Genomic DNA, 14,056 nt, shown 5'->3' on the forward strand with positions numbered 1-14,056 from the left:
CCCGTGTCCGGCCCCGTGCCGGACACGGGCGTTCGTCCGTTTCCACCCGGCGTCTTCTGAAGGAGCATCCGCAGCATGAGCAGTGAGCGCCTGGCCGCCCTCCTCGACGAGTACGCCGACCTGGAGAAGCGGCTGGCCGACCCGGCCATCCACGCCGACCAGGGCACCGCCCGGCGGGTCGGCCGGCGGTACGCCGAGCTGGTGCCGCTGCACAAGGCGGCCGGCGAGCTGGAACAGGCCCGTGCCGACCTGGTCGCCGCCCGCGAGCTGGCCGCCGAGGACCCGGCGTTCGCCGCCGAGGCGGACACCATCGCGGCCACCCTGCCGGCGCTCGAGGAACGGCTCGCCGAACTGCTCATCCCGCGTGACCCGCACGACGCGAAGGACGTGATCGTCGAGATCAAGGCCGGCGAGGGCGGTGAGGAGTCGGCGTTGTTCGCCGGTGACCTGCTGCGGATGTACACCAGGTACGCCGAGCGTCGGGGCTGGACCACCGAGGTGATCGACGCCCAGGACTCCGACCTCGGCGGGGTGAAGGACGTCTCGCTGGCGATCAAGACCAAGGGCGTGCCCGAGGGCGGCAACGGCGTCTGGTCCCGGCTCAAGTGGGAGGGCGGCGTGCACCGGGTGCAGCGCGTCCCGGTGACCGAGTCGCAGGGCCGGATCCACACCAGCGCGGCCGGCGTGCTGGTGCTGCCCGAGGCGGAGGACGTGGACGTCACCATCGACGCGAACGAGCTGCGGATCGACGTGTTCCGCTCGTCCGGGCCCGGTGGCCAGTCGGTAAACACCACCGACTCGGCGGTCCGGATCACCCACGTGCCGACCGGCATCGTGGTGTCCTGCCAGAACGAGAAGTCGCAGCTCCAGAACCGCGAGCAGGCGATGCGGATCCTGCGCGCCCGGCTGCTCGCCGCGGCCCAGGAGCAGGCCGACGCCGCCGCCTCGGACGCCCGCAAGGCGCAGGTCCGCACCGTGGACCGGTCGGAGCGGATCCGCACCTACAACTTCCCGCAGAACCGGATCACCGACCACCGGATCGGCTACACCGCGTACAACCTCGACCTGGCGCTGGCCGGCGAGCTGGACGGGGTGCTCGACGCGCTGACCGAGGCGGACCGGGCGGCCCGGCTGGCCGGCGAGACCGAACTGTCCCGCCGCTGAGGGAGCGCTGTTAAAAGGGGGCCCTTCCTCTACCGAAGGCGTTAACAGGGGGCCCCGCCTTACCCCCTCAGCTGGCGCGGAGGCGGTCCTTCGCGCGCAGCATCTCCCGGTCGGCCAGCTCGAACGCGGCGCCCAGCGCCTCCCGGACGCTGATCGTGGTGCTGCCGTCGACCTCCGCGAACCCGATGGTCACCCCGACCGGGGTGCCCGGGACCAGGGTGTCCCAGTCCTCGGTGCGCACGGCCGCCTCGATCCGCCGGGCCACCTCGACCGCCTCCGGCATGACGGTGTCCGGCAGCACCACGACGAACTCGTCGCCGCCGTAGCGGGCCACGAAGTCGCCCCGCCGCATCACCCGGTTGATCACGCCGGCGACCCGTTGCAGCACCAGGTCGCCGGAGTGGTGCCCGTGCCGGGTGTTGACCGCCTTGAACCCGTCGAGGTCGCAGACGCCGATCACCACCCGCTCGCCCCGGGACACCACCGCGCCGAGGTAGCGCTCCAGCCGGCGGCGGTTGGGCAGGCCGGTGAGCGGGTCGGTGAGCGCCTCGCCCTCGTACCGGGCGGCCTCGCGGCGCATCTCCTCGTGGTCGATCCGGGCGGCGATGCCGTCGATGTAGACGTCCCGCAGGCGGTCGCTGCGCCGGGCGGCCAGCCGGAACGCGTGCCGGTCCGCGCGGTGCGCGCCGGCGTGGTCGCCGGCCCGGGCCAGCGCGATGCTGCGCAGCCGGGGCTGTTCGGCGGCGCCGAGCGTCTCGTCGGAGACCCGGATCGCGTCCAGCCGGGTGACCCCCTCGATCGGCCGGCCGGCGGCGACCGCCAGGCAGACCTGGCCGAGCTGGCGCAGGTCGCGGGCGCGGGCGCTGTCCCCGCCGTGGCCGAGCAGGCGGTTCGGGTCGGCGTCCCCGGCGGACTCCACCCGGTCGCCGAGCGCGGCCCGGCGGGCGGCGGCGTACCCGTACGCGGCGAGGCTGCTGGGGCGCAGGTTGGCGGCCCGCCCGCCGCGCAGGAACCGGGCCAGGTCGCCGGCCACGTCGCGCAGCACCCGCAGGCAGCCGTCGCTGTCGCCGTTGTGGTCCAGCGCCACCGCGTTGCGCAGCCGGATCCCCGGCGCGGCGAACGTCTCCTCCGGGATGCCCGCGCCCAGTCCGACCTCGCGCGCGCGTTCGATCGCGCCGAGCGCGTGGCCGTGGAAGCTGAGGTACGAGTACGCCATCGCCAGGTCGTGCCAGCCCCAGGCGGTGTCCCGGTCCGGTGTGTCGTCGGCGCCGAGCGCGCGGGCGGCCCGGACCAGGTGCATCACGCACCGGTCGAGCGCGCCCTGGTGGTGGGCGGCGAGCGCGGCCAGCGCGTTGAGGTGCCCGTGCAGGTAGGGCTCGGCCAGGTCGCGCACGGCGGCCGAGGCGTCCTCGACGGCCCTGGTGAACTCGGCGGTCCGACCGAGATTGATCAGCGCGGACAGGCGTTGCACCAGCGCGTCGGCGCGGGCGTACGGGTCGTCGGTGGTGCGGATCACGCGTTCGAGCAGCACGCACGCCTCGGCGGAGCGGCTCGCCTCCTGCAACGCCCGGGCACGTCGGAGGGCGTCAACCTGGTCCTCGACCTGGTCGAGCCAGCCCACTCGCGACCTCCCTGACGTGTGCGCCCGGACGCACCCGCTCGTGTGGCGACCCGCGACGCTTCATGATTATTGCGTGAGCACACTCCCGCAACACCCGTCCGAAGGGACAGAACGCGAACGCGTCTCGCCGATGATCGCCCGAGCGGCCCGGACGCTGGCCGCCGCCGGCGTGGCGGCACCGCGGGCGGAGGCCGAGCAGTTGGCCGCGTACGTGCTGGGGGTGCCGCGCGGCCGGCTGGCGCTGGCCGACGGGTTCACCGCGGTCCAACGTGACCGCCTGGCCGCGCTGCTCGACCGGCGGGTGGCCCGGGAGCCGTTGCAGCACCTCACCGGCGCGGCCGGTTTCCGGCACCTGGAGCTGGCGGTCGGGCCGGGGGTGTTCGTGCCCCGCCCGGAGACCGAACTGCTCGCCGGTTGGGGGGTCGAGGTGGCCCGGCGGCTCGCCGCGCCGCTCGTGGTGGACCTGTGCAGCGGCTCCGGCGCGATCGCGCTCGCGGTCGCCCAGGAGGTGCCGGCGGCCCGGGTGGTGGCGGTGGAACGCTCCCCGGCCGCGCTGGCCTGGCTGCGGCGCAACGCGGCCGGGCGGGCCGGCGCGGGGGACCGGCCGGTCGAGGTGGTGGTCGCCGACGTCACCGACCCGGAGCTGCTGGCGGACCTGGCCGGCCGCGTCGACGTGCTGCTCTGCAACCCGCCGTACGTGCCGCGCGCGGTGACCGTGCCGCCGGAGGTGGCCGGCCACGACCCGGACGAGGCGGTGTTCGGCGGCGCGGACGGGCTGGACGTGATCCGGCCGGTCGTGGCCCGCGCCGCGACGCTGCTGCGTCCGGGCGGGGTGATCGGTGTCGAGCACGACGACACGCACGCCACGGCGGTGCCGGCCCTGCTCGCCGCCGACGGCCGGTACGAGCACGTGGCGGAGCACCGGGACCTGGCCGGGCGGCCCCGCTGGGCGACCGCGTCCCGGCGGGCGGACGGCCGACACGCCGACCCCGGCGCGGCGTGGCAGACTGACTCCTCGTGATGCTCTACGACTGTCGGTCGCCCGCCGACCGGGACCGCGGCATCGCCGCTGCCATCGAGGCCGTCAAGAACGGTGAACTCGTCGTCCTGCCGACCGACACGGTCTACGGCATCGGGGCGGACGCGTTCACGCCGTACGCGGTGAAGGCCCTGGCGGACACCAAGGGCGGCACCCGGCAGGCGCCGCCGGTGCTGATCGGCTCCCGGCACACCCTCGACGGCCTGGTCTTCTCGCTGCCCCAGGTGGCCCGCGACCTGGTCGAGGCGTTCTGGCCGGGCGCGTTGACGATCGTGGTGGAGCACTCGCCGAGCCTGGCCTGGGACCTCGGCGACACCAGCGGCACGGTGGCGGTGCGGATGCCGCTGCACCCGGTCGCGTTGGAGGTGCTGCGGGAGACCGGTCCGATGGCGGTCGCCTCGGCCAACAAGGTCGGCCAGCCCGCCGCGCTGACCGCCGAGGAGGCCCGCGACCAGCTCGGTTACGGCGTCCGGGCGTACCTCGAGGCCGGGCCGGCGGTGGACCCGGTGCCGAGCACCATCGTCGACGTGACCGGCGAGGTGCCGCGGGTGCTGCGCCAGGGCGCGGTGTCGGTGGCGAAGCTGCGCGAGGTGGCGCCGGAGCTCCTCGACGAGCGGGGGGTCTGAGTGCCGCCCTTCACCGTCCTGCACGTCTGCATGGGCAACATCTGCCGGTCGCCGATGGCCGAGCGGCTGCTGCTGCTCGCCGTGCGGGAGCGGCTGGCCCGGCTCGACGTCGACCCGGCCGGCTCGGACGCGCTGGTGCACAGCCACAGCGCCGGCACCGGCGGCTGGCACGCCGACGAGGAGATGAACCCGCCGGCCGCGCGGCAGGTGACCGCGCGCGGTGGTGACGTGGCCGGGTTCACCGCGCGGCGGCTGCGCTCGGACCTGATCGACGCCGCCGACCTGGTGCTCACCGCCACCGCCGACCAGCAGGAGTACGTGGTGGCGCTGCGACCGGACGCCGCCGGGCGCACGTTCGTGCTGGGCGAGTTCGGCCGGCTGCTGGGTGGGCTGGACCGGTCCGCCCTGCCCCCCGCCGGGCCGACGCCGGAGGCGGTGCACGCCCGGGGGATGGCGCTGGTGGCCGCCGCCGACGCGGCCCGCCGGGGCGACCCGGCGTTGCCCACCGACGACCTGGACGACCCGTGGGGCCGGGGCGACCAGTGTTTCAGCCGGGTGGCCGACGAGATCGAGGAGACGGTCCAGCCGCTGGCTGCCGCGTTGCTGCCCTGAGGTTCATCCTTTCTCGCGAACTTCCTGCGCATTTCGTCGAAGGCGCCGGCAAAAACGGCAAATCCGGTCATTCTTGACGGGTCCGTACGGCCGGCTCCTGCGGGGAGAGCTGATGAACCGCGCCCATCTCGACAAGCTGTTCACCGTGCTGCTCGCCGGCGTGCTCGCCGGACTGGCCCTGGCCGCCGCCGCGCTGCCGGCCGCGCTGGTCCTCGGGCTGGGCGTGAAGAACCTGATGCCGTACACCGAACTGCCGGAGGCACTCCGGGCGCCGCAGCCGGCGCAACGCGCCAACCTGTACGCCAACGACGGCCGCACGCTGATCACCTCGTTCTACGTCGAGGACCGGGTGGACGTGCCGGTCGGCGAGGTGGCGCCGGTGATGCGGGACGCCATCGTGGCCGCCGAGGACGTGCGCTTCTACGAGCACCACGGCGTCGACGTGCGGGGCGTGCTGCGGGCGTTGACGGCCAACCGCACGGAGGGCACCCGGCAGGGCGCCTCCACGCTGACCATGCAGTACGTGCGCAACGCGCTGGCCGGTGATCCCCGGCTGACCGAGGCGCAGCGGACCGCCGCCACCGAGATCACCGCCGGCCGCAAGATCCGCGAGATGCGGTACGCGCTGACGCTGGAACGCCAGGTCGGCAAGGACGAGATCCTCGGGCGCTACCTGAACATCGCGTACTTCGGCGCCGGGGCGTACGGCATCGCCGCCGCCAGCAAGCGCTACTTCTCGACCACGCCGGACCGGCTCACGCTCGCCCAGGCCGCGCTGCTCGCCGGACTGGTGCGGGCACCGGACCACGACGACCCGATCAACGGCGACGCCGGGGCGGCGCTGGACCGCCGGGCGTACGTGCTGGACCGGATGGTGGAGACCGGTCGGGTGAACGCGGCGGAGGCGACCGCGGCCAAGGACACCGAACTGGCCCTCAAGCCCAGCGCCACCCCGAACGACTGCACCGCGGTGCCGGCCGGCCACAACGACTGGGGCTTCTTCTGCGACTGGTTCACCCAGTGGTGGAACGCCCAGCCGGCGTTCGGCAAGACCGTCGACGAACGGCAGCGCACGCTGCGCCGGGGCGGCTGGTCGATCGTCTCCTCGCTCGACCCGGACGTGCAGGCCAAGGCGAGCGAGCAGGTACGGACGATCTATCCGGAGACGATCGCGCGGGCCGCGCCGACCGCGGTCGTGCAGCCAGGCACCGGACGGGTGCTGGCCATGGCGGTCAACCGCGGCTACGGCGTGGGCGACAACCCGGCCGGGCAGCAGAACTACCCGAACACGGTCAACCAGCTCGTGGCCGGGGGCGGCGGCATCACCGGCTACCAGGCGGGCTCCACGTTCAAGCTGTTCGCGCTGCTGGCCGCGCTGGAGTCCGGGCTGCCGCTGGACACCGAGTTCGACGCCCCCCGGGTGTACGTCACGAAGTACCCGATCTCCGGCGGCCCGGCCAGTTGCGGCGGCCGGTGGTGTCCGGCGAACGCCAACACGTACTGGATGGACGGCGACCGCGACATGTGGGACGCGTTCGGCCGCTCGGTGAACACCTACTTCGCCTGGCTGACCGAGCGGGTCGGCGCGGACCGGGTGGTCGAGATGGCCCAGCGGCTGGGCATCGCGTTCCGCGCGCCGCAGGACGCGAAGATGGCCCGGGACGGGGCGGCGAACTGGGGGCCGTTCACCCTCGGCGTCTCCGCCACCACGCCGCTCGACCTGGCCAACGCGTACGCCACGGTGGCCGCCGAGGGGACCTGGTGCCGACCCACCCCGGTCGTCTCCATCACGGACGCGACCGGCCGGCGGGTGGCAGCCGGGGACGCCGACTGCCGGCAGGTGCTGGACACCGAGGTGGCCCGCGCGGCGGCCGACGCCAGCCGCTGCCCGGTGGGCGACCAGTCGATGTACCGCAGGTGTGCCGGCGGCACGGCCGAGGAACTGGCCCCGGGTCTGCGCCGTCCGTTGGCCGGCAAGACCGGCAGTTCGGAGCGGAACGCCACGGAGACCGTTGTCGCGTTCACCCCGCAGCTCGCGGTGGCCACCATCGCCGCGAACCCGGACGACCCGCGCGACGCGGTCGGCGGCGGCGTGCAGAAGCGGCAGATCGCCGCCGTCGGCCGCATCCTCGCCTGGGCCCTACGCGATCAGCCCGTCCGCGACTTCGTCCCCCCGGGCGAGGCGGTCGCCTTCCAGCACACCACCCCCCGCACCGGCAACTGACCCACCCCACCCCACCCCACCCTCTCGGGCGCTGTTTCACGGAAAGCGTGGCCAAACGGCCGGGAATAGCCACTCTTTCCGTGAAACAGGGCGCCGAGGGCGTGGGGGTGGGTGGGGTGGGTGGGGGAGGGGTGTCAGGGGGTGGGGTGGGCGGCGTTGCGGGCGATGTTGCGGGCCATGCCGCCGAAGACGACGGCGTGGAACGGGGCGACCGAGGCCCAGTAGAGGTGGCCGGGCAGGCCGTGCGGGAGGAAGACGGCACGCTGGACGTAGCGGCTGTGGCCGTCCTCGGCCGGCTCGGCGCGCATCTCCAGCCAGGCCCGACCGGGCAGCCGCATCTCGGCGCGCAGCCGCAGCAGCTCGCCCGGGACGATCTCCTCCACCCGCCAGAAGTCCAGCGCCTCGCCGACCTGGAGCCGGTGCGGGTCGCGCCGGCCGCGGCGCAGCCCCACGCCGCCGACCAGCCGGTCCAGCCAGCCGCGCACGGACCAGGCCAGCGGGAACGAGTACCAGCCGTGCTCGCCGCCGACGCCCTCGATGACCCGCCACAGCGCCGCCGGAGGGGCGTCCACCGCCTGTTCCCGCAGGTCCGTGTAGGCGGTGCCGCCGGACCAGTCCGGGTCCGAGGGCAGCGGCTCGGCCGGCGCGTCCGGCCCGCTCGCGGTCGACCAGCGCGTCTCCACCTCCGCGTCGCGCACCTTGGCCAGCGCCAGGTCGACCGCCTGGTCGAAGCCGGTCAGCCCGTCGGGCGGGTCGGGCACGTACCGGGCGATGTCGTGCTCGTGCGCCACCGCCTCGTGGATCAGGCTCTCCACCAGCGGCCGGGCGATCGCGTTCGGCACCGGGGTGATCAGACCGACCCAGTGCGAGGAGAGCCCGGGGGTGAGCGGGCGCACCGGCAGGATGATCCGGGGCCGCAGCCCGGCCACCCGGGCGTAGCGCTGCATCATCTGCGCGAACGTCAGCACGTCCGGCCCGGCGATGTCGAAGCCACGGTTCACCTCGGGCGGCAGGTGCACGCAGCCGGCCAGGTAGCGCAGCACGTCCCGGACCGCGATGGGCTGGATCCGGTTGCGTACCCAGCGGGGGGTGATCATCGCCGGCAGCCGCTCGGTGAGGTAGCGCAGCATCTCGAACGAGGCCGAACCGGAGCCGATGATCACCGCGGCCCGCAGCACCGCGGTCGGCACGCCGCTGTCGAGCAGGATGTGGGCCACCTCCGCCCGGGAGCGCAGGTGCGCCGAGGGCAGGCCGTCGCGTTCCGCCGGCTCCGGCCCGCCGAGGTAGACGATCCGGCGTACGCCCGCGGCGCGCGCCGCCGCCGCGAAGTTCGTCGCCGCCTCCCGGTCGGCCGCCTCGAAGCCACGCTGGCCGAGCGAGTGGACCAGGTAGTACGCGACGTCCACGCCCTCGAACGCGGCCGGCAGCGTCTCCGGCCGGCGCAGGTCGCCCTCGACGATCTCCGCGTCGGCGGCCCAGGGCACGTCGCGCAGCCGCCCGGCCTTACGGGCCAGGCAGCGCACGGTGTGCCCCTCGGTCAGGAGGCGGGGCGCGAGGCGCCCGCCGATGTAGCCGGTGGCACCGGTGACGAGGCATCTCACGGGCTCCAGTGTGCGGCTCCGTAGACTCCTTCGCTGTGGAGAACGCGAGGGAGCGGCAGATGACCACGGTGTTCCCGGCGTACCCCCGTGGCTGAGTCGGGGACGCGCGCGGCGGAGGCGGTCGCGGACCGTGGGTGGCGACTGCGCCACCTGCCCGTCCTGCTGGCCGCGGTGGCCGTGCTGGCCGCGGTGGCGGCGGTGGCCGGCGGGGTGTGGCGCGGCGCGGACGGTGCGCTCGGCGCGGCCGGCGGGGTGGCCGTCACGGCGGCCAGCTACACGCTCACCACCGTGGTGCTGGCCTGGGCCGACGCCCGCGATCCGCAGCTCGTGCTGCCGTTCGGGCTGGGCCTCTACGTGGCCAAGATGACCGCGCTCGGCGGCGTGCTGGTGCTGGTCGCCTCCACCGGCTGGCCGGGGCTGATCCCGTTCTGCCTGGGCCTCGCGGCGGGCGTGGTGATCTGGACCGGCGTGCACATCTGGTGGCTCGCCACCGTCCACGCGCGACGGGCCGCCCGCTGACGGCGTCCCATCCTTCGGGCGACGCGCCACAGCGTCCGCGATCGGTCATTCTCTCAGTGGCGCGGGAGGAGTACGGTGCCTCCAGACGACTTCGCCCGCCCGTGTCCCACACAACCAGGTTGTGCGGGGGGTGAGGCACAACCTCTTCTGCCTTGCTGATATCGTTCGCCCCGTCATGGCCGGTGACCAGAAACCCCCCAACGCTGGCGGCTCGGGCGACGTTCCGTCCGGTGCCGGTCAGGGTTGGACCGCGCTCTCATACCTCATCGGGGGCATGCTCGTCTGGGGTTTCGTCGGCTGGCTGGTCGACCGTTGGCTCGATACCGGCGGCGTCGCCACCGGCATCGGGGTCGTGCTCGGCATGGCCGGGGGCATCATCCTGGTCGTCCGCCGGCTGGGCACGCCTACTTAGGAAGGGACGCGGTGTTCGGACAGGCGAACGTCCTGGCTCAGGGCCAGGCGGAATTCCCACCGAGCGTGGGGGACTTCTACCTGCCCAGCATCCTGCCCTGGGGTGCGGAGAACTCGTACTGGTTCACCAAGATCACGGCGATGGTGTGGGTCGCCGTCGGCATCTTGATCATCTTCTTCCTGGTCAGCTACCGGAAGCCGCAGCTCGTCCCCACCAAGAAGCAGTGGTTCGCCGAGTCGATCTACGGCTTCGTCCGCAACAACATCGCGGTGGACATGATCGGGCACGCGGGGGTGCGGTTCGCGCCGTACTTCACCACGCTCTTCTGCTTCATCCTGCTGACGAACTTCTTCGCGATCGTGCCGTTCTTCCAGATCTCGCCGAACTCGCACATCGCGTTCCCGGCCATCCTCGCCGTGATCAGCTACCTGATGTTCAACTTCGTCGGCATCCGGCACCACGGCTTCGTGAAGTACTTCAAGAACTCTCTGGTCCCGCCGGCGCCGTGGTACATCCTGCCGCTGCTGATCCCGATCGAGTTCTTCTCGACGTTCCTCGTCCGGCCGTTCTCGCTCGCCGTCCGTCTCTTCGCGAACATGTTCGCCGGCCACATGCTCCTGCTGGTCTTCACGCTCGGCGGTTTCGCCATGCTCAGCGCCAACGTCTGGCTCGCGCCGGTCTCGGTGCTGTCCTGGGTGATGACGATCGCGCTGACCTTCCTCGAGTTCCTGGTGATCTGTCTGCAGGCGTACGTCTTCACGGTGCTGACCGCCAGCTACGTGCAGGGCGCGCTCGCCGACGAGCACTGATCCGATCTTTCGCACCAACCGTTGTCGTCCCGCGTGAGAGTCACGCGTGATAACCAGGAGGAACCAACCAATGGACATCTACGCCGCGGTAGAGGGCAGCACCGCCGCCATCGGCTACGGTCTCGCGGCCATCGGCCCGGGCATCGGCGTGGGCCTGGTCTTCTCGGCCTACATCCAGTCGACCGCCCGCCAGCCGGAGTCGTCCCGGATGACCCTTCCGTACGTCTGGATCGGCTTCGCCGTCATCGAGGCCCTGGCGCTGCTGGGCATCGCGTTCGGCTTCATCTGGGCCGGCTGACCCAACCCCGCTGACCGGGAGGTTTTCCATGTTCTTCCTCGCCGCTGAGGGTGGTGAGACGACCCACAACCCGATCATCCCTGTCTGGCAGGAGATCGTGGTCGGGCTGGTCGCCTTCGGTGTCCTCTGCTTCGTGCTGATGAAGTTCGTCTTCCCGCGCATGGAGCAGACGTTCCAGGCCCGGGTGGACGCGATCGAGGGCGGCATCAAGCGCGCCGAGGCCGCCCAGGCCGAGGCGAACCAGCTGCTCGAGCAGTACCGCGCCCAGCTCGCCGAGGCGCGTACCGACGCCGCCCGGATCCGGGACGACGCCCGGGCCGACGCCGAGGGCATCCGCCAGGACATCCTCGCCAAGGCGCGCGAGGAGTCCGACCGGGTCATCGCCGCCGGCAAGGAGCAGCTCCAGGCCGAGCGGGCCACCATCGTGCGCGAGCTGCGCACCGAGATGGGCACCATCGCGGTGGACCTGGCCAGCAAGATCGTCGGTGAGTCGCTGGCCGACGAGGCGCGTCGCAAGGGCACCGTCGACCGGTTCCTGAGCGGTCTCGAGAGCACGGGGGCCCGCTGATGCAGGCCGCCAGCCGGGAGTCGTACGCCGCCGGGGTCGAGCGCCTCGACGCGTACGTCCGCGGCGCGGAGCCGTCGGCGGTGGCCTCCACCGCCGACGACATCCTCTCCGTCGCCGCCCTGCTGCGGCGCGAGCCGCGGCTGCGCCGGGCGCTCTCCGACCCGGCCCGCTCCGGCGCGGACCGCACGGCCCTGCTGACCGGGATCCTCAGCGGCAAGGTCGGCGCGGAGGCGCTCGACCTGCTCACCGCGCTGGTCGCCGGTCGCTGGTCGACCCCGTCGGAACTGCTCGACGGCGTCGAGCGGCTGGGCGTGGAGGCGCTCCTGGCGAGCGCCGACTCGGCCGGCGAGCTGGGTGAGGTCGAGGACGAGCTGTTCCGCTTCGGGCAGGTCGTCTCCGGCTCCGCCGAGCTGTCCAACGCGCTCTCCGACCCGATGGCCCCGGCCGAGCGGCGGTCCGGCCTCGCCGGCCAACTGCTCGCCGGCAAGGCCCGGCCGGTCACCGTCCGCCTCGTCGAGGTCGCGCTCGCGGGCTTCGGGGGCCGCTCCTTCGGTGGCGCGCTCACCCGGCTGGTCGAGCTGGCCGCGGACCGGCGGGACCGTCAGGTCGCGTACGTGACCGTGGCGGCCCCGCTGACCGAGGAGGAGGAGCGACGCCTCGGTGCCCGCCTCTCCGGCATGTACGGTCGGGAGGTGTCCGTCAAGCAGACGGTCGACCCCGACGTGCTCGGCGGGGTGCGGGTACGGGTCGGGTCCGACCTGTACGACGGCACCGTCCTGCGCCGCCTCAACGAGACCCGCAACGCGCTCGCGAAGCGCTGACCAGCGTCTTGCAGCCCTGATTTCGACGCCATCGGACCGGTCGGTACCTGGTATCCCGGGCCCCTGAACTTTAAGGAAGCAGAGGATGGCCGAGCTGACCATCTCGACGGAGGAGATCCGCGGCGCCCTGGAGCGCTACGTCTCCTCCTACACGGCCGACGTCTCCCGTGAGGAGGTCGGCACCGTCGCCGACGCCGGCGACGGCATCGCCCACGTCGAGGGTCTGCCCTCGACCATGACCAACGAGCTCCTGGAGTTCGAGGACGGCACGCTCGGCGTGGCGCTGAACCTCGACGTGCGCGAGATCGGTGTCGTCGTCCTCGGCGACTTCGGCGGGATCGAAGAGGGTCAGCGCGTCAAGCGCACCGGCCGGGTGCTCTCCGTGCCGGTCGGCGACGCGTTCCTCGGCCGCGTGGTCAACGCGCTCGGCGAGCCGATCGACGGCATCGGCGACATCGCCAACGAGGGCTTCCGCGAGCTGGAGCTCCAGGCCCCGAACGTGATGGCCCGCCAGTCCGTCTTCGAGCCGCTGCAGACCGGCATCAAGGCCATCGACGCGATGACCCCGGTCGGCCGTGGCCAGCGTCAGCTGATCATCGGTGACCGGAAGACCGGCAAGACCACCGTCGCGCTGGACGCCATCCTGAACCAGCGGGAGAACTGGCGCTCCGGCGACCCGACGAAGCAGGTCCGCTGCATCTACGTCGCGATCGGCCAGAAGGCCTCCACCATCGCCTCCATCAAGGGGACGCTGGAGGACGCGGGCGCGATGGAGTACACCACCATCGTCGCCTCCCCGGCCTCCGACCCGGCCGGCTTCAAGTACCTCGCGCCCTACACCGGCTCGTCCATCGGACAGCATTGGATGTACGGCGGCAAGCACGTCCTGATCGTCTTCGACGACCTGAGCAAGCAGGCCGAGGCGTACCGGGCCGTGTCGCTGCTGCTGCGCCGCCCGCCGGGCCGTGAGGCGTACCCGGGTGACGTCTTCTACCTGCACTCCCGCCTGCTGGAGCGCTGCGCGAAGCTCTCCGACGAGCTGGGCGGCGGCTCGATGACCGGTCTGCCGATCATCGAGACCAAGGCGAACGACATCTCGGCGTTCATCCCGACCAACGTCATCTCGATCACCGACGGTCAGATCTTCCTCGAGACCGACCTGTTCAACCAGGGCGTCCGGCCGGCCATCAACGTCGGCACCTCGGTCTCCCGGGTCGGCGGCGCCGCGCAGGTGAAGCCGATGAAGAAGGTCGCCGGCTCGCTGCGGCTCAACCTGGCCCAGTTCCGTGAGCTGGAGGCGTTCGCCGCCTTCGCCTCCGACCTGGACCGCGCCTCGCAGAACCAGCTCGCCCGTGGTTCCCGCCTGGTCGAGCTGCTCAAGCAGCCGAACTACTCGCCGTACCCGGTCAACGAGCAGGTCGTCTCCGTCTGGGCCGGCACCGAGGGAAAGCTGGACGACGTCCCGGTCGGCGAGGTCCGCCGCTTCGAGTCGGAGTTCCTCCAGTACCTGCGCCACAAGCACGAGGGCGTGCTGGCCTCGATCGCGGACAACAAGTGGGGCGACGACATCATCGCCTCGCTGGACTCGGCCATCGCCGAGTTCAAGCAGGTCTTCCTGGGCAAGGAGGACGAGGTCCGCGTCAACGAGGCCCCGGCCGAGCCGCTGGAGGGTGAGCAGACCCGCGAGACGGTGACCCGCTTCCGCGACGGCACCACCGACCGCCCCGCCGAGAGCTGATCCG

General features: G+C 72.8%; 14 protein-coding genes. 12 read left to right on the forward strand and 2 right to left on the reverse strand.

What is annotated here, in order from left to right; genetic code table 11:
- The first annotated feature begins 75 nt into the window (after positions 1-75).
- A complete protein-coding gene (gene prfA / locus C8054_RS12675; RefSeq protein ID WP_107156984.1) occupies positions 76-1,164 on the forward strand; it encodes a peptide chain release factor 1 in 1,089 nt (362 codons plus the stop codon).
- A gap of 67 nt (positions 1,165-1,231) precedes the next feature.
- On the opposite strand, the gene C8054_RS12680 is transcribed toward prfA, so the two are convergent.
- Complete coding sequence (locus tag C8054_RS12680) at positions 1,232-2,785, reverse strand: diguanylate cyclase (protein ID WP_107156985.1); 1,554 nt, start codon at positions 2,783-2,785, stop codon at positions 1,232-1,234.
- Positions 2,786-2,915: 130 nt separating this feature from the next.
- Here C8054_RS12680 and prmC point away from each other — a divergent pair, with 130 nt between their 5' ends.
- The 4 genes from prmC (at position 2,916) to C8054_RS12700 (ending at position 7,286) form a co-directional block, all read left to right on the forward strand.
- A complete protein-coding gene (gene prmC / locus C8054_RS12685) occupies positions 2,916-3,806 on the forward strand; it encodes a peptide chain release factor N(5)-glutamine methyltransferase (protein ID WP_107156986.1) in 891 nt (296 codons plus the stop codon).
- Complete coding sequence (locus C8054_RS12690) at positions 3,806-4,450, forward strand: L-threonylcarbamoyladenylate synthase (RefSeq protein ID WP_107156987.1); 645 nt, start codon at positions 3,806-3,808, stop codon at positions 4,448-4,450. Before prmC ends, C8054_RS12690 begins: the two co-directional genes overlap by 1 nt.
- Entirely contained in the window at positions 4,451-5,062 is a 612-nt protein-coding gene (locus tag C8054_RS12695) for a phosphotyrosine protein phosphatase (protein WP_107156988.1), read from the forward strand.
- Positions 5,063-5,174: 112 nt separating this feature from the next.
- Entirely contained in the window at positions 5,175-7,286 is a 2,112-nt protein-coding gene (locus C8054_RS12700; RefSeq protein ID WP_107156989.1) for a transglycosylase domain-containing protein, read from the forward strand.
- 134 nt (positions 7,287-7,420) lie between these two features.
- On the opposite strand, the gene C8054_RS12705 is transcribed toward C8054_RS12700, so the two are convergent.
- The gene (locus tag C8054_RS12705; protein WP_107156990.1) at positions 7,421-8,887 is read right to left on the reverse strand and encodes an SDR family oxidoreductase; all 1,467 of its coding nucleotides are present in this window, start codon (positions 8,885-8,887) and stop codon (positions 7,421-7,423) included.
- Between the two features lie 87 nt (positions 8,888-8,974).
- Between C8054_RS12705 and C8054_RS12710 the strand changes: the two genes are divergently transcribed.
- The 7 genes from C8054_RS12710 (at position 8,975) to atpA (ending at position 14,052) form a co-directional block, all read left to right on the forward strand.
- Positions 8,975-9,406, forward strand: a complete 432-nt coding sequence (locus tag C8054_RS12710; RefSeq protein WP_107156991.1) for a hypothetical protein — start codon at positions 8,975-8,977, stop codon at positions 9,404-9,406.
- Between the two features lie 175 nt (positions 9,407-9,581).
- Positions 9,582-9,818 carry an AtpZ/AtpI family protein gene (locus tag C8054_RS12715; RefSeq protein ID WP_107157102.1) on the forward strand — a complete coding sequence of 79 codons (237 nt, stop codon included), beginning with the start codon at positions 9,582-9,584 and terminating at the stop codon, positions 9,816-9,818.
- A gap of 11 nt (positions 9,819-9,829) precedes the next feature.
- A complete protein-coding gene (atpB, locus tag C8054_RS12720; RefSeq protein WP_107156992.1) occupies positions 9,830-10,627 on the forward strand; it encodes a F0F1 ATP synthase subunit A in 798 nt (265 codons plus the stop codon).
- A 70-nt stretch (positions 10,628-10,697) separates the two neighbouring features.
- Positions 10,698-10,925 (forward strand): ATP synthase F0 subunit C, encoded by a 228-nt coding sequence (locus tag C8054_RS12725; RefSeq protein WP_091422600.1) that lies wholly within the window; start codon positions 10,698-10,700, stop codon positions 10,923-10,925.
- A 28-nt stretch (positions 10,926-10,953) separates the two neighbouring features.
- Positions 10,954-11,493 (forward strand): F0F1 ATP synthase subunit B, encoded by a 540-nt coding sequence (locus C8054_RS12730; RefSeq protein WP_107156993.1) that lies wholly within the window; start codon positions 10,954-10,956, stop codon positions 11,491-11,493.
- Positions 11,493-12,314, forward strand: a complete 822-nt coding sequence (locus tag C8054_RS12735; protein ID WP_107156994.1) for a F0F1 ATP synthase subunit delta — start codon at positions 11,493-11,495, stop codon at positions 12,312-12,314. The genes C8054_RS12730 and C8054_RS12735 overlap by 1 nt, the downstream gene beginning before the upstream one ends.
- An 85-nt stretch (positions 12,315-12,399) precedes the next feature.
- Complete coding sequence (atpA, locus tag C8054_RS12740; protein WP_107156995.1) at positions 12,400-14,052, forward strand: F0F1 ATP synthase subunit alpha; 1,653 nt, start codon at positions 12,400-12,402, stop codon at positions 14,050-14,052.
- Positions 14,053-14,056 lie beyond the last annotated feature (4 nt).

Origin of the sequence: Micromonospora sp. RP3T (assembly GCF_003027925.1) — a bacterium.
Taxonomy (GTDB): domain Bacteria; phylum Actinomycetota; class Actinomycetes; order Mycobacteriales; family Micromonosporaceae; genus Micromonospora.